At 67.6% G+C, this 21,141-nt stretch carries 18 protein-coding genes and 1 pseudogene; 11 read left to right on the forward strand and 8 right to left on the reverse strand.

What is annotated here, in order from left to right:
* Positions 1-82: 82 nt before the first annotated feature.
* From E3T31_RS15165 to E3T31_RS17915, 7 genes are all read right to left on the reverse strand, one after another.
* Positions 83-1,348 (reverse strand): NAD(P)-dependent oxidoreductase, encoded by a 1,266-nt coding sequence (locus tag E3T31_RS15165; RefSeq protein ID WP_134469918.1) that lies wholly within the window; start codon positions 1,346-1,348, stop codon positions 83-85.
* A gap of 85 nt (positions 1,349-1,433) precedes the next feature.
* Positions 1,434-2,579 (reverse strand): MTAP family purine nucleoside phosphorylase, encoded by a 1,146-nt coding sequence (locus tag E3T31_RS18430; RefSeq protein WP_241978035.1) that lies wholly within the window; start codon positions 2,577-2,579, stop codon positions 1,434-1,436.
* A gap of 305 nt (positions 2,580-2,884) precedes the next feature.
* The gene (locus tag E3T31_RS15180; RefSeq protein WP_134469920.1) at positions 2,885-4,348 is read right to left on the reverse strand and encodes a DUF5719 family protein; all 1,464 of its coding nucleotides are present in this window, start codon (positions 4,346-4,348) and stop codon (positions 2,885-2,887) included.
* Positions 4,338-7,343, reverse strand: coding sequence for a glycosyltransferase family 2 protein (locus tag E3T31_RS15185; RefSeq protein ID WP_134469922.1), 3,006 nt, complete (start codon positions 7,341-7,343; stop codon positions 4,338-4,340). The genes E3T31_RS15180 and E3T31_RS15185 overlap by 11 nt, the downstream gene beginning before the upstream one ends.
* Positions 7,344-7,568: 225 nt before the next feature.
* A complete protein-coding gene (locus E3T31_RS15190) occupies positions 7,569-7,886 on the reverse strand; it encodes a WhiB family transcriptional regulator (protein WP_104132008.1) in 318 nt (105 codons plus the stop codon).
* Between the two features lie 204 nt (positions 7,887-8,090).
* Positions 8,091-9,056 carry a UDP-glucose 4-epimerase GalE gene (gene galE / locus E3T31_RS15195; protein WP_134469924.1) on the reverse strand — a complete coding sequence of 322 codons (966 nt, stop codon included), beginning with the start codon at positions 9,054-9,056 and terminating at the stop codon, positions 8,091-8,093.
* A gap of 46 nt (positions 9,057-9,102) precedes the next feature.
* Positions 9,103-9,243, reverse strand: a complete 141-nt coding sequence (locus E3T31_RS17915) for a hypothetical protein (RefSeq protein WP_166787614.1) — start codon at positions 9,241-9,243, stop codon at positions 9,103-9,105.
* A 99-nt stretch (positions 9,244-9,342) separates the two neighbouring features.
* Between E3T31_RS17915 and E3T31_RS15200 the strand changes: the two genes are divergently transcribed.
* Positions 9,343-10,299: a GlxA family transcriptional regulator gene (locus E3T31_RS15200; protein WP_134469926.1), complete on the forward strand. Its 957-nt coding sequence runs from the start codon at positions 9,343-9,345 to the stop codon at positions 10,297-10,299.
* Between the two features lie 167 nt (positions 10,300-10,466).
* On the opposite strand, the gene manA is transcribed toward E3T31_RS15200, so the two are convergent.
* Entirely contained in the window at positions 10,467-11,750 is a 1,284-nt protein-coding gene (gene manA / locus E3T31_RS15205) for a mannose-6-phosphate isomerase, class I (RefSeq protein WP_134469928.1), read from the reverse strand.
* 125 nt (positions 11,751-11,875) lie between these two features.
* On the opposite strand from manA, the gene E3T31_RS15210 reads away from it, so the two are divergent.
* The 10 genes and pseudogenes from E3T31_RS15210 to E3T31_RS15245 all read left to right on the forward strand — a co-directional run.
* On the forward strand, positions 11,876-13,054 hold the full coding sequence (locus E3T31_RS15210) for an acyl-CoA dehydrogenase family protein (RefSeq protein WP_134469930.1): 1,179 nt from the start codon (positions 11,876-11,878) through the stop codon (positions 13,052-13,054).
* Positions 13,055-13,231: 177 nt separating this feature from the next.
* Positions 13,232-14,689 carry an NAD(P)/FAD-dependent oxidoreductase gene (locus E3T31_RS15215; RefSeq protein WP_134469932.1) on the forward strand — a complete coding sequence of 486 codons (1,458 nt, stop codon included), beginning with the start codon at positions 13,232-13,234 and terminating at the stop codon, positions 14,687-14,689.
* A 91-nt stretch (positions 14,690-14,780) separates the two neighbouring features.
* Positions 14,781-15,218 carry an SRPBCC family protein gene (locus E3T31_RS15220; RefSeq protein ID WP_134469934.1) on the forward strand — a complete coding sequence of 146 codons (438 nt, stop codon included), beginning with the start codon at positions 14,781-14,783 and terminating at the stop codon, positions 15,216-15,218.
* Positions 15,219-15,320: 102 nt separating this feature from the next.
* Positions 15,321-16,856 carry an O-antigen ligase gene (locus tag E3T31_RS15225; RefSeq protein WP_134469936.1) on the forward strand — a complete coding sequence of 512 codons (1,536 nt, stop codon included), beginning with the start codon at positions 15,321-15,323 and terminating at the stop codon, positions 16,854-16,856.
* Between the two features lie 22 nt (positions 16,857-16,878).
* A complete protein-coding gene (locus E3T31_RS15230; protein ID WP_134469938.1) occupies positions 16,879-18,162 on the forward strand; it encodes an O-antigen ligase in 1,284 nt (427 codons plus the stop codon).
* Positions 18,163-18,224: 62 nt separating this feature from the next.
* Entirely contained in the window at positions 18,225-18,479 is a 255-nt protein-coding gene (locus tag E3T31_RS15235; protein ID WP_134469940.1) for a type II toxin-antitoxin system Phd/YefM family antitoxin, read from the forward strand.
* 8 nt (positions 18,480-18,487) lie between these two features.
* Entirely contained in the window at positions 18,488-18,877 is a 390-nt protein-coding gene (locus E3T31_RS15240; protein WP_206750324.1) for a type II toxin-antitoxin system VapC family toxin, read from the forward strand.
* 151 nt (positions 18,878-19,028) lie between these two features.
* Positions 19,029-19,187 carry a hypothetical protein gene (locus tag E3T31_RS17920; protein WP_166788526.1) on the forward strand — a complete coding sequence of 53 codons (159 nt, stop codon included), beginning with the start codon at positions 19,029-19,031 and terminating at the stop codon, positions 19,185-19,187.
* Positions 19,188-19,229: 42 nt separating this feature from the next.
* Positions 19,230-19,358, forward strand: coding sequence for a hypothetical protein (locus tag E3T31_RS18510; protein ID WP_255454061.1), 129 nt, complete (start codon positions 19,230-19,232; stop codon positions 19,356-19,358).
* 209 nt (positions 19,359-19,567) lie between these two features.
* Positions 19,568-21,120, forward strand: a pseudogene (locus E3T31_RS15245) (IS1182 family transposase); the annotation flags it as partial.
* Between the last annotated feature and the right edge of the window lie 21 nt (positions 21,121-21,141).

Genomic DNA, 21,141 nt, shown 5'->3' on the forward strand with positions numbered 1-21,141 from the left:
CATTCACCCGCTCAGGGGTGGCACCGCGGGGCCTGCTCAAGGGGCGAAAGGTGGCACCTCACGGATGCGCCGGGACGACCAATCAGGGGCGCACGGCGGCGCGCAGCGGGGCGGTCGCAAACTCGCGCATTCCGTCGTCGAAGGAGATTTGCGCCGACCAGCCGAGTTCTCGTCGCAAACGCTCCGAGGACGCCGTGATGTGCCGCACGTCGCCGAGCCGATACTGCCCGGTCACGATGGGTGCCGGGCCGCCCGCCGCCGCGGCAAGGGCGGTCGCCATGTCTCCGATGGTGTGAACGATTCCGCTGCCGACGTTGAACGGACGAAATATTCCGGCATCGGAATTCATTGAGCCGGTGGGTGCGATTTCAGCAGCTGCAGAGTCGGCGGGCGCGCGGCCAAGGCCGGCAGCCTGCGGCCTGTAGTCGAGCCCGGTGAAGTCAAGCGCGGCGATGTTGGCCGCGGCGACGTCCCGTACGTGCACGAAGTCGCGGCGCTGCCGGCCGTCTTCGTACACGCGGGGAGCCTCGCCACGCTCGAGTGCCGAACGAAACAGTGAGGCGACTCCGGCATAGGGCGTGTTCTGCGGCATGCCCGGCCCGTAAACGTTGTGGTAGCGCAGGGCCGCGACGTGTCCGCCGGTCAAGCGGGCCCACGCGGTCGCAAGATATTCCTGGCCGAGTTTGCTGCTCGCGTAGACGTTGCGCGGGTCGAGCGGATCGGATTCGCTGACCAGAACGGGCTCGAGCGGCTCCCCGGTGGCCGGGTCACGGGGATCGAAGCGTCCGGCATCGAGGTCGCTGGCCAAGCGGGGGCCGGGCCGGGTGAAGCCGTTCGGTCCTCGGTAGCTGCCCTCGCCGTAGACGACCATGGATGACGCCAACACCAGGCGACGGATGCCCCGCGCGGCCATCGCTGCCAGCAGCACGGCCGTCCCGACCTCGTTGCTGTGCACGTAGTCGGGGGCGTCGGCGAAGTCCACACCGAGGCCGACCTTGGCCGCCTGGTGACAAACCACGTCGATGCCGGCGAGGGCTCCGGCGACGGCAGCGGGATCGGTCACGTCCCCGTGCACGAACTCGACCCGCGGGTCCAGCCCCGCCGGCCTCAGGTTCCGGGCCCGGGCCCGGAAACGGGGCCCATGTTCTATCATGGGCCCACGTTCCGGGCCCGGGCCCGGAACGATTGGGGACGCTGCCGCAGGGCCGTGCACGTCGGCGCGCAGTGAGTCCAGCACGCGTACCTCGTAGCCGCGGNGTACCTCGTAGCCGCGGGCGAGGGCTGCCTCAACGATCGCGGAACCGATGAATCCGGCGCCGCCGGTGATCAGCAGGTGGACGCCGCTCATGCGAGGCCTCGGTCACCGGCACCAGGCCCGGTGGTTGGCCAGGACGCATCGGGGAGTCTGCGACGAGGCTCGGACCGGCCGGTCGTCACGTGAGATCCTCGGCCGGGGCGGACAGCACGGGCGGGGGAGCATCGGGCGCGGCGGCAAGACGGACGGCCGTGGAATCGGGCGCGGGGGCGAAGCGGATGGCCGTGGACGGATCGGGCGCGGGGTCCAAACTCACTGCCCGCGCCAGAACGGCGTCGACCTGGGCCGGGTCGATGAGCTCGCGCGGGGCGAAGTCGGTCGGCAAGGCGCGCAAGATCCCGTCGATCGCCGCGAGAATGCGCGGCTGGGCCTCTCTGAGGCGACGGAACACGACCGATGCGGTGACGGCATCCGTTTCGCTGGTCGCGGTGGAGCCAGACGTTACGGGACCGCCGGAAGCGCCGGGCGCGGACAACGCTGAAGCCGGTGACCCGGACACGGCCAAGCCCGAAGCGGCCACGCCGGGCACAGGCAAGCCAGGAGCGGCCGAACCGGAGGCATCGACCACGGGACCAACCTCAACGGCAAAAGGCGTCGGCGCGAATCCCGCGTCGGCATCCGTCACGAAGGAGAGATTGACCGTGCCCATGTTGAGCTCACCGGCCAGCACGATTTCGGGGTACGCGGTCATATTGACGATGTGCGCGCCCATCGAACGGAACCAGACCGACTCCGCCCGGGTGGAAAACCGTGGACCCTGGATAACCACGACCGTGCCGGAGGCAGCGAAGTTCTCGCCAAGGTCCTCGAGCGCGCGCCGGGCGTACCCGCGCAGCTGAGGGTCGAACGGGTCCGCGGCGGAGAGGTGCTGCACCGATTCCCGGTCGTAAAACGTGTCGGGGCGGCCCGACGTGCGGTCGATGAACTGGTCGGTGACGACGAGCAGACCCGGCGGATATTCCGGCGTGACCCCGCCCACCGCCGAGGAGGAGATGATCGCCCGCACGCCGATCGAGGCGAGGGCCCACAGATTGGCCCGATAATTGATCAGGTGCGGCGCGACGCTGTGGCCGCTGCCGTGCCGGGGCAGAAAAGCGACGCGGCGACCCGCGCGCAGGCCGATCGTGACCGACGCCGACCCGTACGGCGTCGGAATCCGATGCGTGACCGCGGTTGCGGGGTCGACGAGTTCGTAGAGGCCGGATCCGCCGATCACGGCGACGTCCGCGCGTGCGGTCGGGTCAAGCACAGGGTCAATCGTCACTAGCGGCTCCCAGCGGGTTACGAGTCGAGTGTTCAGTCTGCCATCGAAAGCTGCGTGCCCACGAAAGCCCGCCGTACCAAAACGGATGCCCCCGCCCCGACTGACCGGTCCCGGTCCTAAATGGCCGCCGAGCCCGCGCCGCGGACTGCGGCCCCAGGTGTTCGGGGCCTGGGCCCTGTCCGTGGGCCCAGGTTATAAACTGGGCCCACGGACCCGGCCCCGTCCGCAAAGAATGGCCCCGAACGCACAGAATGCCCCGAACGCGCACGAAGCCCCAAACGAGGAACGCCCGGAACGACAACCGGCTAGTGCGTGTAGACGCGGATCGACGACGCGAGCGGTCCGGGCGGGTTCACGGTGAATGACGACAGCAGGCCGTCGCCGGAGTAGTCCACGAGCGCCCACACCGACTCCCCGCCGCTCACCAGGTAGCGAGCCCCGCTCTGCAGCGGAACCGTCGCGCTCGCCCCGGCGTCGATCTGCAGGTCGACGGGAGAGCCGCGGTCGGGCGTGAGGGTGAGCGCAGCATCCGCTCCCCCGCCGTTGACGAGGTGCAGGGTCGGCGACGGCCCCTCGGCAACGGCCACCGTGAACGAACCCTCGAGCGGTGCCGAGGCCGCGAACCAACCGAAGTCCCGACCGTCAGGGCCCGCGTTGGAGGTGCGAGCGGCCGCGACGATCGGCTGGTCGGAGCGTAATTTCACCGAGAAACTGCCCACGGTCAACGGCGACAGCGGAACCTCCGTCGCAACTCCGGGCTCGATCTCCACCTGGGTCGAGGTACCGTCAGCAGCCCCGTCGGCGCTCGTGACGCCGATCTGCACGGTCGCCGCCTCGGTGCCGGGCACGAACACCCGAATCGACGGGGTATCGGCGTTGAACCCCTCGCCGGTGGTAACGGTGTCCGCGGCGACCGCCGACGTGACACGCACCCCGGCGATGGTCTGGTTGGGTGCCGGCGTGGCGGTGGCGCCAATGATCTCGACTCCGCCGGGTTCAATCCCCCGGATGCTGCTCTGCTCCAATGCTGCCGCCACCTGCCCACCACGCGACGACACGTGCACGACCGGGGATTTCAGGTTCGGGGCGAGGCCGGCCAGCGAAATGACCCGCTGCTCGCCGGGCTGCACCAGAATGCCGGAGGCGCCCGGCGCGTCGACGATTCCGCTCTCACCATAGACGGTGACGTCGACGGTCGCGAGCACGGTCGACGGGTTGCTGAGCAGCAGCAGGCTACTGCCGCCGATATCGGTGGATCCCCCAACGAGCCAGCTCTCGCTGGCCGCTTCGGTGCAGGACGCGACGGCGAGCCCGCCCAGGGTGTCGGTGCCGACGACCTGCGACTGGCTGCCGGCGACGAGCGGCGGCACGGTGGCGCCATCCTGCACGGGAACGGTCAGCAACAGCGGCGGCTGCCGACTGCTGGAGTCGTCGACCGCACTGATCTCGGTGACGTCCGGGCGAATCTGGTCAAAGTCGCTCCCGGCAGCGTCGAGAGCGCCATACACGGCTGCAGCGGACCCGACGCTCGACGCCGACTGGGCCTGCGTCGAATCCTCGGCGAGGGTGAGCAGCGGTCCAGGGCAGACCCGTTGCTGCTCACTCGGCAGCGGCACGATCTCGCTCGACTGCGGTTCGTTCTCAACGGTCGGCAGCGTTACGAGGGTCGACGCCGCGCCGACAGCGACAACGACGGCGATGCCGACCAGACCGAGCACGCCGCGGCCGGCCCGACCACCAATGCGGACGAGAGTGCTTCTAGCGGGCATGATCGTCCTCCACAGTGTCTTCCGTGGACGATTCCAGCCCGGTACCGACGCCGGTTTCCCGGTCCATGACCAGGTCGGCCTCGAGATCGGTACCGAGCGGCGGTTCCCGATCGGCGTCCAGGTCGGAACCGACCATGCTCTTGCCCCGGCGGGTGCGTTTCGGTTTCGGCTTGGCGTTGACCCTGGCCGCGCGGCGAATCGCATCGCGGTGGGCCTGGCGCACGGCTTCACGGCCGGCGCCGATCGGCAGCGACAGCAGTACGGCGCTGCCCACCACGGCGACGGCAATCAGCAGGGTGACCAGGCCGAAGACGCCGCCGGCGCGAGCCGGTGCTGGAACGCCACCGGCAGCATCCGTTTCGCCGAACTGCCACAGTCGGCCGAATTCGGTGTCGCCCACCGGGGCCAGTGCGGCATTGCCGTCCAGGGCGGTTTCGGTGCGCAGCTGGGTGTCACCGGCGAGAACATCAGCGCCGGCCGGCTGCAACACGATAAAGCGGATGCCGAATTCGGCCAGATCCGCGCTGGTGTCCAGCCCGCTGCGTGAGGCCAGGTTACCGGCGAGCTCCGCCAGCGCTTTCTCGCGGGCGCTGAGCGTTTGGTCGGTGCTGTCCAGGGTGGATTGCTGGTTCAGCGTGGCGCCGACACCGCGCTCGATCGTGGCGAGCAGGCCGCCGTCGGCCTGCGGAACGAGGTGCAGGGTGCCGACCCGGTCATCGATCTGCGCTTCGGCGGCGACGAAGGCCGGCTGGGTTCGCCCGGTTCCCTCGCGCACGGCGGCGGTACCGAGGTGCAGGGAGCCCAGAAGCGGCAGCACTACGACGGCCAGGGCCAGCGCGGCGACGACCCCGGGCGCCGGCGCGAATCGGCGCAGGGCGCGCAGGCCGATCAGGAGGGCGCCGACCAGGCCGAGCCAGTACAGGCTGAGCCCGGCGCCCGACCACAGGCGCACCGGTTCGGCACCGATGGCGGCGAGAACGAGCTGGTTGGCGGCCAGGGCGGTACCGAATCCGAGCAGGGCGACCAGCCAGGCGCCGCTCGCGAGCCGAGCGCCCGGCAGCAGTAGCGCCAGCAGGGCGAGCACGGCGATGGGTGTGAGCAGGATGGGCACGATCAGCTGCGGGTCGAGACCAGGCACCCCGAACCGATCGAGGACGCCGGCCCAACCGCTGCCGCCGGGCAGCCCGAGCAGCAGTTGCAGGGTGGGTGCGTGATCGCTCGGTACGGGCAGGCCGGGGTCGGCGACGAGGTTCAGCCAGGTGCCGCGCAGGCCCTGGTCGGCAATGAGCGGAAGCGCGAGGGCGAGCGCCGGAAGCGGAATGCCGATGAAACGCATTACCCGGCGACCGGCAATGGCCACGCTGAGCAGCCAGGCCACGAGCAGCGCCGGGGCGAGGGAGGGCGCACAGGCCACGACCGCCGCGAACAACAGTGCAGCCGAGGCGGAGGACGACCAGGTGCGCGCGGCCGCGAACCATGTGAAAAACAGCCAGGGCAGCAGCAGGTGCACGAGGATGGCGGCCGGGCGGCCGTCTGCCAGGGCGGCCAGAAAACTCGGGGCCAGCACCCACAGGGCGGCGGCCAGGGCGCGCAGGCTGCCCCGGTCGGTCAGGCGGGTCGCCGCCATCCAGGCGCCGACCGCAGCGAGCGGAAAGGCGAGCGCGTAGACCAGCACGAAGGCAAAGGACGGCGACCAGAACGCGATGGAGCCGAGCACGGCCAGCACAGCGGCAAACGGGTCTGCGGCGCCGACGAAGCCGAGCCCGAGGTCGCGCCAGCCGTAGCCGACGCTTGCCCACAGTTCGGGCAGGCTGGGCGACAGCGGCAGCAGCCCACCACCGATGAGGGTGTCGGCGCCAAGCAGCGGCACCATCATCACGATGCCGACGACCGCGGCGGCGAGCATGGTCCAGGCTCCGCCGCCGGAGAAGAACCGAATTTCGGCGCGTTCACCGTGCAGGCCGAACAGGCTCGCCTCGCGCTTGAGTGACTGCCGCCGGCGAACTTCGGCCGAAGGAACGCGCAGGGTGGAGATGGCATCCCAGCCGAGGGTGCGGGTTTTCGTAAACATGCGACGGGCGCTGCTGACGCGCAGGCCGTTGAAGGCAGCGCCGAATGCGGCCGAGAATTCGCCCACGATCGCTCCGGGCTCCTTGCGCAGCAGCTGGCCGATCGAGCGGATGAAGGCGAGCGGCAGCAGGGTCAGCCAGTGCAGGGCGAGCACTCCGGCCGGCGCGTAGACCAGGCGGCGATGCAGCTGCGCCGAGCGTTCGGCTCGCACCCGGCGGCGGCGTAGCCGCCCGCGGGAGGACTGGTTCGGGCCGGCCACGCCGTCGCCGGCCGAAGCCACCCGTGCGGCTGGCACCACCGAGACGCGATACCCGGCGAGGCGCACGCGTACACAGAAGTCAAGGGAGTCGTCGACGGTGGGCAGCGCCGGGTCGAAACCACCCAGCTGTTCCCACACTTGGTGGCGCACGAGCATGCCGCCGGCGCTGACGGCGAGCACATCGCTCAATCCGTCGTGCTGGCCCTGGTCCAGTTCGCTCTCCACCAGGGTGACGGTCGCGCCAAACGGCGTCATCGACTCGCCGAAGTTGTGGATGTATTCGCCGGCGATCCACTCCATCACCTTGGGCCCGGCCACCGCAACGGACGGCGCAATCTCGAGCGCGTCGACCAGGACTTCGAGGGCGGTCGGGTCTGGGGCGCTGTCCTGAGCGAGCAGCCAGAGCAGCTCCCGGTCGTGCGTGGGCGGCGTGGTCACGCGCACGGCGGCGGTAATCGCCTGCCCGAAGTTCAGGTCGGCATCGGCGGCAATGAACTGGGTCGGCCCGAAATCGGCCAGCATCTTGGCCGTCGCATCGCTCGATCCGCAGTCCACCGTGATCACAATGTCGGGTTTGCGGGTCTGCAACGACAACGCCTTGAGAGTTCGCTCAAGGTGTTTCGCACCGTTTCGGGCGACAAGGATGGCGGTGACTCTCGGTTGCATAACAGCACCAGCCTAGGTCGGGATCGGGCGCTGCCCCTCAACCGAGAGGGCGCGCCTCAAATATTGGCAGGGCAATCGCGAAGCGGATGCGTCAGCATCCGCTTCCCCTTCCCCCGGGCCTAGCGCGGCCGCAATCTGGCTCGCTGCCAACCGCGTCAGGGCCGAGAAAGCTGCGCCCGGACCGAGCCAGTCGACAGCATCCGCTTAAAAACTGCGCGGAACGGGTTAGGCGCGCTTGCGCAGTTTGCGCCGTTCGCGCTCGGACAGCCCACCCCAGATGCCGAACCGCTCGTCATTGCTGAGCGCGTATTCGAGGCATTCGCTGCGCACCTCGCAACCGGAGCAAATCTTCTTGGCGTCGCGGGTGGAGCCGCCCTTCTCGGGGAAGAATGCCTCGGGATCGGTCTGCGCGCAGAGGGAGTCGGCCTGCCAGGCCAGTAGGTTTTCGTCGCCGTGGTCTTGTCGTACTCCCGGAACACCGAGGGTGACGGGGTCAACGAACCAGTCCTCTGGTACTCCGGAACGATAGTCAGGTAATGCCATATCGTCTCCCAGCGCTCAATCCGCACCAACTAGTGCCGCACCTAATTACACCCATGTAATTCGATATCGTCAAGTCGCGAATCGTAAACCCTCAATATGGGCTGGAGAGTTGCGACGCGCCCACGGCGACAAATTCGGCCATTTGGGGGGTGTCTGAACGTTGCGAACAGAGCACGATCTGAGCCCTCAGCGGCGTGTCGAGCCTCAATGCACGGCCGCGCGTGAGGAGTCCCAGGCGCTCTGCACCATCTGCTCGAGGGTGTGGCGCATGCTCCAGCGCAGGTCGCGGGCCGCGAGCGCGCCAGACGCGACGATGCGATCGGGGTCGCCCACGCGTCGCGGTCCGAGCTCCGGAACGAAGTCGATGCCGGTGACCCGACGCACGGTCGCCATGATCTCGCCGACCGAGACGCCGTCGCCGCTGCCGAGGTTGTAGACCGGCTCGATCGGCTCGTTGGCGTCGAGCCGGCGTGCCGCGGCGACGTGCGAGAGGGCCAGATCGGCGACGTGAATGTAGTCGCGCACGCAGGTGCCGTCCGGCGTGGCATAGTCGTCGCCGTTGATGCGCGGGGTGCGTCCATCGAGCAGCGCCGCAAAGACGAGCGGAAAGAGGTTGTGCGGGCTGGTGTCGCTCAGGCTGAGGTCGCCCGAGCCGACGACATTGAAGTAGCGCAGCGAGGTGTGCCGCAGGCCGGTCGCTACGCCCTGGTCGCGCAGCAGCCACTCGCCAATCAGTTTAGATTCGCCGTAGGGCGATTCCGGGCTTTTCGCGGTGCTTTCGGTGACGAGGTCGGTGTGCGGCGTGCCGTAGACCGCAGCGCTGGAGGAGAACACGATGCGGTCGATCGCCGCCCCATCCATGGCGGCGAGCAGCGTGGCCGTCGCGGTGACGTTCTGTTCGTAGGTGTGCAGGGGGCGTTGCACCGAGACGCCGGCGTACTTGAATCCAGCGACGTGGACGACGCCGTGCACGTCGTGCTCGCGAAAGGTGTGCACGAGCAGATCGCCGTCGAGCACGCTGCCCCGCACGAAGGGCACTGTGGCCGGCACGAAAGATTCGTGGCCGCTCGAGAGGTCGTCGAGCACAACCACGTCGAACCCTTCAGCTTGGAAAGCGCGCACCACATGGGATCCGATATAGCCCGCTCCGCCGGTTACCAACCACGCCATACTGCCCCGCTCGTTCACGGTGACACCGATGTGCCACCGCTTCAGGCTAGCGCCAGCGAATCAGTGCGTCATCGTCGTCGGTTGCTCGAACGCTTTGGCGACCGTAACCGTCGCGCCCGGAAGAACGAATCGTGGCCACAACACCGGCGATCGCGAGGACTGTGAGGAGAAAAATAAGAATGAACATGGCAGAAACTCTATGTATTGTGCTTTTCTGCCGCGAGTGGCACAGTTGACGTTGTTCGACATATTTCTGCCATATCCAGCCTCAGCAGAACGGATGCCCATGCTTCAGAAAATCGTCTGCGTCACCCTCCCCGGTCTGGCGCCGTTCGAATTCGGAGTCATCTGCGAGGTGTTCGGCATCGACCGCAGCGTGCACGGCGGGCCGGCGTTCGACTTTCACGTCGTCGCCGCCGAACCCGGACCGATCCGCACCAAGATCGGCTTCGACATCGTCGTGCACGACGACCTCGCCGCCGCCGCTGACGCCGACCTCATCGCAATCCCGGCCTACGCTATCGGAGCGGCAATCGACCCGCGCGTGCTGCAGGTCGTGCGCGACGCCGAGGCTCGCGGTGCTTGGGTGCTCAGCGTGTGCAGCGGCGCGTTCGTGCTGGCCGAGGCCGGCATCCTCGATGGGCGCCGCAGTACGACCCATTGGATGTACACCGAGGCCCTAGCCCGGGCCTACCCGAATACAACCGTCGACCCCGACGTCCTGTTTGTGGAAGACAATCACGTTGTCACCGGAGCCGGCACCGCCGCCGGCATTGACGCCGCGCTGCACATCGTGCGCAAGGAACTGGGCGCGACCGTCGCGAACGTGATCGCGCGCCGCATGGTCGTGCCGCCGCAGCGCGATGGCGGCCAGTCCCAGTACATCGAAGCATCGGTCGTCGACTGCCAGGACGAATCCTTCGCCGCCGTCACCGGGTGGATGCTGCGCCACCTCGACCAGGAATTGCCCGTCGATCTACTCGCCCGCAAGTCGCTCATGTCGCCGCGCACCTTCGCCCGCCGGTTTCGCGCCGAAATCGGCACCACGCCGACCCGCTGGCTCAACCGGCAGCGGCTGCTTCGGGCGCAGGAACTGCTCGAGGACTCCTCAAGCAGCCTCGAGGAGATCGCCATCGACACCGGCTTCGGCGGGGCGGCCGTGATGCGCCATCATTTTCTGCAGGTTCTGCAGACCACTCCCACCGCCTACCGGCGGGCCTTCGGCCCCCGCAAGGCTGGCTAACCGCGCGGCCTCACGGCGTTCGTACGGCGGTCTCGACAAGCGCGACCAACGAGAAATGGTTGCCTCCCCGAGGCTGCTCCCGACTCGCCTACGCGACTCAGACAGTCCGCTGGTCGAGCTTGTCGAAACCGCAATCGACCAACGCTTGGCTGCCTGCGAACCCCGGCTTACGCGCCCGTCGTCGCCAGAAACACCTCGCCAGTTCCGGCGAAGGTCAGCGTGCCCTCGTCGGGCGTGACATAGACAGCCTGGCCGCGCTTCAGCGGCCGCGACGACGCGGCCCCGGCCACCAGAAACCCGCCAGCCGTGCAGATGGCAATCGCCGGACCGGTGAGGGTGATCTGTCGCATCGTGACGGGCGTCGACGTCGCGGCATCGGCATCCGCTTCGATCTGCACGAGTTCGAAGTCGGGCACGTCCGGACGATACAGCGAGACACCATCGCCGAGAACGATCGGCGCGAGGTAGGGCGAGGGCGCCGGAGAGAAGTCGAGTACCGCGAGCAGCTCCTCGATGTCGATGTGCTTGGGAGTCAGCCCGCCACGCAACACGTTGTCGGAGGCGGCCATGAGTTCGACGCCCAGCCCGGACAGATACGCGTGGATGTTGCCGGCCGGCAGATACATCGCCTCGCCGCGCTGCAGGGAGACCCGGTTCAGCAGCAGGGCGAGCACGATTCCGGGGTCACCGGGGTACTCGGCAGCGAGCACACGCACCGCCGCCAGTTCGCGGGCATAGCCGATGGCCGCTCCCCCCTCAGCCAGAAACTGGGCGTGTTCGGCGAGCGCCACGACCCGTTCGACCAGCCATTTCACCTCGCCAGAGTCTCCGCCGCGGCCGTCGCGCAGCAGCCAGTCGACGGTGTCGGGCAGGCCCCGGATCAGGTGGCTCTCGAGCAGGTCGATGATCGCGGCCTGCGGATCCTCGGTCGCGAGATCGAGCAGCCGCAACTCGGCGATGATGCCGCGCACCTCGGCGAGCGGCCGAAAACCGCAGAGCGCTTCGAAGGTGTCGCTGAGCGCAACGAGCAGCTCGGGCTTGTGGAACGGGTCGCGGTAATTGCGATTGCCGGCGTCGACGGCCACACCCGCCTCGTTCTCGAGCTCAAACCCGGCGCGGGCCTGCGCGCTCGTCGGGTGCGCCTGCAGCGACAGCGGGCGACCGGCCGCGAGAATCTTGAGCAGAAATGGGAGGCGTGGAGCCGCATCCGCTTCTCGACTGGCCCAATCAGCGCCGAGTGCTACCGCCGGCGCCGCCGCAATCCACGCGGCGAGGTCCGAAAAACCGCCGACCAGCGCGGGATCCTCGATCACCGACGGTGACCCGGCGTGGGCTCCCAACCACAGTTCGGCCTCCGGCCCGCCCGACGCCGTGCGGCCGAGCAGGTCAGCGATGGCGCGGGTGGAACCCCAGGCGTAATTGCGCGGGGTGTTGGTGATGCCCACAAACATGTTCGGCTCCTTCTACAACTGTTTAGACCAAACTACCAACCGGGTTGGGGCGCTCAGACAAGCCCCCTAGGCTGGCGGCAATTCACCGGTCGCCTGTCGGCCGCAGTCTATGCAACGGAGCAACCATGACCTTTGAACTACTCGGCAGCGACTTCTTCGGCTACGAAGACCTGCTCACCGAGCCCGAGCAAGCCGCGATCATCAAGCTGCGCGCCTACCTCGAAAAGGAGGTGCGGCCGATCGCAAACGGATGCTGGGATCGCGCCGAATTTCCCACCCATGTCATCAAGCCGCTCGCCGAGCTCGGCGTCTACTCCTTCGGCTGGGAGTCCACGAAACCGTTTGCGAATTCGGCCGTGTTCCGCGGCTTCGTGGCGTTGGAACTGGCGCGAGTGGACGCATCCGTCGCCACCTTTGTCGGCGTGCAGAACGGTCTCGCCGCCGGAACGATCGAGGTGACCGGGTCAGACGAGCAGCGGGCCGAGTGGATTCCGCGCCTGGCCTCCGGCGAGATCGTCGGGGCGTTCGGGCTGACCGAGCCGTTGAGCGGCTCCGACGCAGCGCAGGGCCTCCGCACCACCGCGACCCGCAACGGTGATAGTTGGACGTTGAACGGCGCCAAACGCTGGATCGGCAACGCCACCTTCAGCGACCTGACGATCATCTGGGCCAAGGACACGGCCGACAATCAGGTCAAGGGCTTCATCGTTCCTACCGACACCGCCGGATACACGGCCACCAAAATCGAGGGCAAGATCAGCCTGCGCGCGGTGCAGAACGCCGACATCGTGCTGACCGACGTGATCGTTCCCGAAAGCCTGCGCCTGCAGAACGCCAACTCGTTCAAGGACACCGCGAAGGTGCTGCGGGCCACCCGCGCCGAGGTGTCGTGGGCGGCCGTCGGCAATGCCATCGGCGCCTACGACGCGGCCGTGGCCTACGCACACGAACGCGAGCAGTTCGGCAAGGCCATCGGCGGGCACCAACTCGTGCAGGACCTGCTGGTCAAGAGCCTCGGCAACATTACCGCCAGCCTCGGCATGGTGGTGCGGGTGTCACAGCTGCAGGATCAGGGCGTGCAGCGCGACGAGCACTCCGCATTGACCAAGGCCTACACGACGAGCCGCATGCGCGAGAGCGTGGCCTGGTGCCGCGAGCTGTTCGGCGGCAACGGAGTCACGCTCAAGTACAACGTGGCCCGGCACTTCGCTGACGCCGAGGCCATCTACTCCTACGAGGGCACCCAGGAGATGAACACCCTCATCGTGGGTCGCACCATCACCGGTCAGGCCGCCTTCGTCTGAGTCGCGCCGTCCGTAATGCCGGTGAATTTTGCGACACGCCGGGTCACCGCAATCCGTTTGAGGCAGCGTGTCGCAGATTTACCGGCGTTAGCTACGCGAGCGGATGCCCGCGCAGGGTGTGCGTCCGCCCGACTCGGGCTACGGTGTCGGAATGAGACTTGACGTGCACGGACCGGCGTGACGACCGACCAGGAGCTCGACGCGATCGTCGTCGGATCCGGCCCAAACGGACTCGCCGGGGCGGTCACGCTCGCCCGCGCCGGGCTCAAAGTGCGGGTCTACGAGCGCAATCCTCAGATCGGCGGCGGGGCGGCCACCGCCGAGCTCACCCTGCCCGGGTTTCACCACGATGTGGGGAGCGCCGTGCACCCGCTCGCGCTGGCCTCCGAGTTCTTTCAGAAGTTCGGCCTCAAGGATCGCATCGAGCTCAGGGTTCCGGAGATCTCCTATGGGCATCCGCTGCCCGGCGGCCGGGCCGGCGTGTCCTGGCACGACATCGAACGCACCGCCGCCGGCCTCGGCCGCGACGGCCCGGCCTGGTCACACCTGCTCGGGCCGCTCGTCGACCACATCAGAGCGATCGCCGAGCTGACCGGGGATGCGCTGCTGCGCGTGCCGCGACATCCGCTTACGCTGGCCCGCTTCGGGCTGCGCACGCTGGAGCAGGGCAGCCCGGCGTGGAATTGGCGTTTCACCGGGGAAACCGCGCCGGCGCTTCTCACGGGCACGTTCGCGCACTCGATCGGGCGGCTGCCGAGCCCGTCGACCGCCGGTGCTGGGCTGACGCTCGCCGCGCACGCGCACGCCGGCGGCTGGCCGATTCCTACCGGCGGCAGCGGTGCCATCGTGCGGGCCCTCGCCGACGACCTGCTCGCGCACGGCGGCGAAATAATAACGGATGCCGACATCGTAAGTCTCCGAGAGCTGCCGCCGGCACGCGTGACGCTGCTCGACGTGACCCCCCGCGCCCTCGTGGGCCTCGCCGCCGGCGCCCTGCCCGACCGCTACGCGGCCGCCATGACACGGTTTCGCTACGGAAACGCCGTCGCCAAGGTTGACTTCGCGCTCTCCGACCCGGTGCCCTGGACCGCCGCGGATCTGCGGCGAGCGCCGACCCTGCACGTCGGAGGCACCCGCGCCGGTCAGGCCCGCGCCGAGAACGCCGTCGCCCGCGGGCGCCACGCCGACTCCCCCTACGTGCTCGCCGCGCAGCCGAGCATCCTCGACGCCACCCGCGCTCCCGCCGGAAAGCACGTGCTCTGGGCCTACACACACGTGCCGGCCGGCTCCACCCGCGACCAGACCGAGCAGATCACCCGGCAGATCGAGCGCTTCGCCCCCGGGTTTCGCGACACCATTCTGGCTTCGGCCAGCCAGACCGCCGCGCAGATGCAGAACCACAATCCGAACCACATCGGCGGTGACATCGCGGCCGGAGCCATCAGCATGGCCCAGCTCGTGCGCCGCCCGGTGCTCTCCGGCGACCCCTGGCGCACCCCACTCGACGGCGTCTACCTGTGCTCGTCGTCGACATCGCCCGGCCCCGGTGTGCACGGAATGTGCGGCTACCGCGCCGCCCTCAGCGCCCTGGCCCACGAATACAACATCCTCGAGTCGCCCAACCTCTCCCCCTAATCCCATCCTCCCGCGAGAGCGCAAAAAGTGCCCGATTGGGCACTCCAATCGGGCACTTTTTGCGCTCTCGCGACAAACCGAAGGAGACCCGATGGCTGTGAACTATCGAAAATTCCGCTGCACTCCCGAGCAGGTCTTTGCTGTGCTCGAAAACGGATGGCTGTACCCCACCTGGGTCGTCGGTGCGAGCCGCATGCGCGACGTCGATGCGACCTGGCCCGCCGTCGGGAGCCGCCTGCACCACTCGGTCGGAGTCTGGCCGGCCCTGCTCGACGACACCACATCCGTGCTCGAATGGCAGGCGCCCCGCCACGCCATGCTGAAGGCCCGCGGCTGGCCGATTGGCGAGGCGCACGTGTCGATCGACGTTCAAGATCACCAAAACGGATGCCTCGTGCGCATGACCGAAGACGTCGTCGCCGGCCCAGCGCGCCTCGTTCCCACCACCCTGAGCGATCTGGCCATCCGCTACCGCAACTCGGAGACCCTGCGCCGCCTCGCCTACCTCGCCGAGGGCCACGCCGACTAGCGAGCCCCGCGAGATCGGCTGACGTGTTGCGTTTACCGGCTTTCGCGACCCGGTTGAACAATCTCGCGTAACCCAATAGAACAACACCGGTAATCTGAAACCATGTCCGCCGTGCAGAGTCGCCTCGTCATTCGACTCTTCGCGACCTTCGTCTGGTTCACCGTTTTGGCCGGCCAGTTCTGGCGCAACCTCGGCGGCTGGTGGGGTTTCGGCGCCATCGCCGTGATTGTGGTCATCGGCAGCATCATCGGCCTCAGCACCCAGCGCCACAATGCCCGCCGCCGGGCAACCGCTAACGCAGCCACAGCAACCCGCCTAAACGCAGCCCCCGCAAACGCGTCCGCAGTCTCCTCGCACGCTGACACGGAAGCCTCGGTCCCGGTACATGCCGACGGCGCAGCCGCGGTTTCAACGACCGCAGCGCCCACACCAGCGCAGGACGACACCCCCACCGACCGCGACATCGCCCGCGGCAACACCTACCAAGCCGCCCTCGCCCCCGCGCTGAACTGGCGCAAGTTTCCGAAGACCATCACCGCGTTCCTGCTGCTGGCCACCCTGTCGATCGCGTGGTCGTATTACCCGGGGGCATCCGCTCTGGGAATCACGCTGCAACTCATCACGACCCTCGCCGCCCTGTTCCTGGCCGTGACCCTTACCTGGCCGGAGCTGCTGCGCACCCTGGCCGGCGCCCTGCGCTGGGTACTCGCGCTGAGCCTCGTATTCGAGCTTTTCGTCGCCGTCGTCATCCGAAATCCGGTACTGCCGTTCTTCGTTGACTACGGTACCGACGACGTGCCAGGCGCCTTCTACTGGAGCCGCGGCCTGCTCTTAAATGGCGGCCCGATCGAGGGCATCGTCGCCAACCGCAACCTGCTCGGATTCATCGCGTTAACAGCCATCATCGTCTTCATCGTGCAACTGAGAGCCCGCCTCGTCAAACGCGGTGCCGGCCTCGTCTGGCTGGGCCTGGCCGTCGGGATGCTGCTGCTCACCCGCTCCGCCACGGTCACCGTCTCGCTGGTCGCCGTCGTCGCAGCCCTGTTGTTCGCGCTCTGGGCGCGCAAAGTTCACGACCAGCACCGGCGGCCGCTGTATCTCGTGGCCGCGGCATCCGTTCTGGCGGTGGCCGCGGCCCTCGCGCTGTTCTCGTCGCAACTGTTCGGGCTGCTCGGCCGCAGCGAGGATCTCACCGGTCGCTTCGACATCTGGGCCAGCGTCACCAACCTCGCCCAGGAACGCCCCGTCTTCGGCTGGGGCTGGGTGAGCTACTGGGTGCCGTGGGTCGAACCGTTCAACGACCTCGCCGTGCGCAAGGGCGTCACCTACCTGCAGGCGCACAACGCCTGGCTCGACGTGTGGCTGCAGCTCGGCATCGTCGGCGTCATTCTGTTCGCCGCCCTGGTCGGCTCGACCCTGTGGCGGGCGTGGTTTCTCGCCGTCGACCGTCCGCGGCTGGGCGTGCAGAACACCGAACCCTACGCCGTGTCGTCGATGCTTCCGCTGCTGCTGCTCGCCGCGCTGATTGCGCAGAGCGTGGCCGAGAGTCGGCTGCTGATCGAGAGCGGCTGGGTGATTCTCATCGTGCTCGCCGTCGTCACCAAACGGCAGCAGCACGCGCCCAGGCCGATGCCGTGACCTGCGCGCGGTAAATTAGAGGATGACCACCCTGCCCGAGGACCTGCGCCGGGTGTTCGCGTCGCCGAAATTCGCGGCCGCACTCACGCTCATTCTTCTGGCGACCGCATTCAGCACCCATCTGCTGCGCAGCGTCATGGGCTGGGCCGGCCTCATCGGCATTCTCGGCGGCCTGGTCGTTCTCGCCGTGCTTTCCCTGCTCGCCCGCCGCCCCATCGTGGAATGGCACGGCCTGCTGCCCATCTCGATTATCGTATTCGTGGCCTGGTGCGCGCTGTCCGGCGTGTGGAGCGGCTACACAGCCTCGACCATCATCGGCGTCAGCTACCAGATCACCGTCGGATTCCTCGCCATCTACGTGGCCCTCGTGCGCGACACCTTTCAGGTGGTGCGCGCCATCGGCGACGTGCTGCGCGTGCTGCTCGGCCTCTCAATCGTGCTCGAAGTGCTCTCCGGCCTGCTGCTCGACCTGCCGATCGCCTTTCTCGACGTGGTCGGCGATATCGACCAGCTCGGCCCGATCCAGGGCATCTTCGGCTCCCGCAACGTCTTCGGACTCATCGCGCTCATCGCCGCCGTCACCTTCTACGTCGAGCTGCGCGCCCGCTCGATTCCGCGCAACCTCGGCCTCGGCTCCATGTGGCTGGCCGGTATCTGCCTGGTGCTCACCCGCTCCCCCGTCGTCGTGGTCGTCGGCCTCTGCGTGATCGTCGCCGCGCTCGCCCTCTACCGGTTGCGCCGCACCCCCGTTGCCGGCAGACGGATGCTGCAGCTCGGCCTCCTGAGCGCGGCCCTCGTCGCCGCCGGCGCGGCCTGGCTCGGTCGCACGACCATCATCGACACCCTCAACGCGGGCAGCGAGTTTGAAGCGCGGTACTCGCTGTGGAGCGAGATGTGGCGGCTGGTGGAGCTGCATCCGCTCGAGGGCTGGGGCTGGGCCGGATTCTGGCCGCAGGACATCACCCCCTACGGCTGGCTGGAATTCACCACCGGGCGCGTGCACGTGACCGGCCTGAACGCCTACCTCGACGTGTACTTTCAGGTCGGGTTGATCGGCTTTCTCGCCTTTCTCGCCCTGGTGCTGCTGGCCTTCGTGCGCTCCTGGCTGCTCGCGTCGAACAAGCGCTCGCTGGCCTACGTCTGGGCGCCGCTCATGCTCGTGACCCTGCTGGTGACCAGCGCGGCGGAGAGTACGATTCTGTTCGAGTTCGGCTGGCTGCTGCTGGTGATCTGTTCGGTCAAGGCCGCGCAGGGCCTGAGCTGGCGCAGCGCCCTGCCGCACAAGCCCCACCCCGACGCGCCGTAACGCGACCGATTCGGCAGCTCCACCCCTTGGGTCCTAACTGCTACGCCTGCTACACTAGCGGCATGAATCGAACAATCGCTCATCGCGATTTACGCAACAACAGTGCCGAGGTGCTCCGGGCCGTCCGGGATGGCGAGACTCTCCAGGTCACCAATCACGGCGAGGTGGTCGCCGTCCTGTCCCCACCGCCCGTAGCGCCGCTCGGCGGGATTCGACACCGCCCGCCACTGATCCGCGGCGGGTTTTCAGCCCTGCCGCTCTTCAAGATTGCCGTGAGCACCGAGTCCGCTCTGGAAGAGCTGCGCGCCGAGCGTTGATTACCTACTTGGATACCTCTGCCGTCGCAAAGTTGCTCGCCGATGAGGCGGAGACCAGCGCGCTCCGGGCCCACCTGGACGACAGGGTCGCGGGCGGGGACGCCGATTTGATCTCAGCGTTTCTGCTGGAAACCGAATTGCGGCGCATGGCCACTCGAACAGGAATATCACAGACCGCGGTCACAGACGTGCTCTCACGGTTAGCCCTGATGGACATGAACCGCAGCGTCTTCCGCGAAGCCGGACTCCTCAGCGGCGCCAGCTTGCGGAGCCTGGACGCCATCCACATCGCCGCGGCGCTTCAAGCGGGAGCGAACGAGTTCATCACGTACGACGCTCGACAGCAGACGGCAGCCGAGGCCGTCGGCCTGCGCGTACGCACCCCTGGACGGGGGTAGCTTCTCCTCAGCGAGCGAGGTACCTGCTGACGACCGTCGGGTCAGACCGGCTGCACCAGATCGCGCAACACGTCCTGCAGCCCGAGCCCGAAACGGGAGTAGTCGCCGGCCCGCCAGCCACGCACGATCGGCCCCACTCCTAGCGGCTCTGGTGGCCGCCGGCGCGGCCTGGCTCGGCCGCACCACCATCATCAGCGCCCTTAACGCCGGCAGCGAGTTCGAAGCCCGGTACTCACTCTGGACCGAGATGTGGCGGCTGGTAGAGCTGCATCCGCTCGAGGGCTGGGGCTGGGCCGGATTCTGGCCATAAGACGTCACCCCCTACGGCTGGCTGAAATTCACCACCGGCCGCGTGCACCAGACCGGCCTCAACGCCTACCTCGACGTGTACTTCCAGGTCGGCCGCTGTTCGGTCAAGGCCGCGCAGGGCCTGCGCTGGCGCAGCGCCCACCCCCACAAGCCCCACGCCGACGGCCTGTAGGAGTGTGCCCGCAGGTTGAGCCCGTAGTGGGATCACGACCGACCGTTCCGCAGCGAGCCAACTGCACGGAGTGACAGTGCGGCCGCTCGATTGAACGTGACCATTCATGGTTCCGTAGCTAGGAGGCTGCTGAACAACTTTGGGTATGGTTTCGCCTTTTTTAAGGCGCGCCTGCCGGGGGTTGGCTCGTGGTCGTTAAGACTGGGGTGATGCAGGGTCGTGATGATGGTCAGCGTGAGATTTACGATGTCGACGCCGTAGCGGGGCACCTTCTCCCGCCCGGGTCGGTGTTCGCGTTCCTCGCGGCGCATCGTCGGGAACTGTTTCTTGACGATGCCTTCGCGGACTTGTTTGCCTCGCAGAACGGCCGCCCGTCAACGCCAGCAGATGTGATCGCGTCGGTGATGGTGCTGCAAACATTGCATAACCTCTCCGACCGTGAAGCGGCCGAAGCGTTGACGTATGACCTGCGGTGGAAAGCCGCGTGCGGGTTCGCGTTGACGGAAACCTCCTCCCACCCGACCGTGCTCGTCTACTGGCGCAAGCGCCTGGCCGCCAGCGACCGACCGCACCGCATCTTCGAGGCTGTGACCGAGGTGATTGCGAAGTCCGGAGCGTTGTCGGGGCGGAAGCGCCGAGCGCTGGACTCAACGATCTTGGAGGACGCCGTCGCTCGACAGGACACCGTCACGCAGCTGATCGCGCAGATCCGCCGCGTCGGCCGGGAGATCCCCGGCGCTGATATGACCGTCGCCGGGCTGCCCGGACACGATTATGCCCAGCCGGGCACGCCCGAGACATCGCGTGGGATGACCGCGACGCCCGCGACGAACTCGTCTCCCGCCTGGTCACCGATGCGCTCGCTTTGTTGGGCAGCATCAATATCCATATTTTGACGAAGAAGCAGCAGGAAACCGTTGCCCTGCTGGCGTTGGTCGCCGGGCAGGACGTGGAACCGGCCGACGGGTCTGACGGCACCGACGGTCGGTGGAAAATCGCCCGCAAGGTCGCGTATGACCGGGTGATTTCCACCGTCGATCCTGATGCTCGCCACGCGCACAAGAGCCGGCAGAAGAAGGTTGACGGGTTCAAAAGCCACGTCGCCATTGAACCCGACACGGGTCTGGTGACCGCCGCTCTGCTCACGAAAGCATCCGGCCCGGAGAACAGTGATTCGCCGCGGGGAGCCGAACTGATCGCCGCCGACACCAGTATCGGCGCTCAGAAAATCGATGCGTTGGGCGATTCGGCTTATGGCAGCGGGGAACTCCTCAACCAGATCACAACGTCCGGTCACACCCCGATTATCAAGCCGATGCCGTTGGGCAGGGCTGTTCCTGGCGGCTTCACCGTTGATAATTTCACTATCAACGACGAAGCGCACACGGAGACGTGCCCGGCAAGCGTCGTTCGGCCGATCAGTCCTAAAGGCCGAGTCGGTTTCGGTCGGTTCTGCCAGAGCTGCCCGCTGATGGCTCAGTGCACCACGGCTCAGACTGGCCGAAAACTTGTTATTCACCCGCACGACCGGCTCCGGCGTGAACACCGGGTTCGCGCTCAAGACCCCGAGTTTCAGCGCGTCTATAAGCAACACCGGCCCATGGTTGAACGGTCCTTGGCATGGATGATCCGAGGAGCGCGCAGGATGCCTTATCGGGGCGTCGTGAAGAACAACGCGTGGTGGTCGAACAGGGCCGCTGTCATCAACCTCAAACGGCTCCTCAACCTGGGATTAACCAACGAAAAGGGGGTTTGGGCCCTTGGACAACATCCCAGAGCACGA

It is taken from the genome of Cryobacterium sp. TMS1-13-1 (genome assembly GCF_004403125.1).
Taxonomy (GTDB): domain Bacteria; phylum Actinomycetota; class Actinomycetes; order Actinomycetales; family Microbacteriaceae; genus Cryobacterium; species Cryobacterium levicorallinum.

Bases quoted from the DNA above. Each gene is read 5' to 3' on its own strand.
- E3T31_RS15180 (WP_134469920.1), bottom strand. From the start codon at position 4,348: ATGCCCGCTAGAAGCACTCTCGTCCGCATTGGTGGTCGGGCCGGCCGC.
- E3T31_RS15185 (WP_134469922.1), bottom strand. From the start codon at position 7,343: ATGCAACCGAGAGTCACCGCCATCCTTGTCGCCCGAAACGGTGCGAAA.
- E3T31_RS15190 (WP_104132008.1), bottom strand. From the start codon at position 7,886: ATGGCATTACCTGACTATCGTTCCGGAGTACCAGAGGACTGGTTCGTT.
- galE (WP_134469924.1), bottom strand. From the start codon at position 9,056: ATGGCGTGGTTGGTAACCGGCGGAGCGGGCTATATCGGATCCCATGTG.
- E3T31_RS17915 (WP_166787614.1), bottom strand. From the start codon at position 9,243: ATGTTCATTCTTATTTTTCTCCTCACAGTCCTCGCGATCGCCGGTGTT.
- E3T31_RS15200 (WP_134469926.1), top strand. From the start codon at position 9,343: ATGCTTCAGAAAATCGTCTGCGTCACCCTCCCCGGTCTGGCGCCGTTC.
- manA (WP_134469928.1), bottom strand. From the start codon at position 11,750: ATGTTTGTGGGCATCACCAACACCCCGCGCAATTACGCCTGGGGTTCC.
- E3T31_RS15210 (WP_134469930.1), top strand. From the start codon at position 11,876: ATGACCTTTGAACTACTCGGCAGCGACTTCTTCGGCTACGAAGACCTG.
- E3T31_RS15220 (WP_134469934.1), top strand. From the start codon at position 14,781: ATGGCTGTGAACTATCGAAAATTCCGCTGCACTCCCGAGCAGGTCTTT.
- E3T31_RS15225 (WP_134469936.1), top strand. From the start codon at position 15,321: ATGTCCGCCGTGCAGAGTCGCCTCGTCATTCGACTCTTCGCGACCTTC.
- E3T31_RS15230 (WP_134469938.1), top strand. From the start codon at position 16,879: ATGACCACCCTGCCCGAGGACCTGCGCCGGGTGTTCGCGTCGCCGAAA.
- E3T31_RS15235 (WP_134469940.1), top strand. From the start codon at position 18,225: ATGAATCGAACAATCGCTCATCGCGATTTACGCAACAACAGTGCCGAG.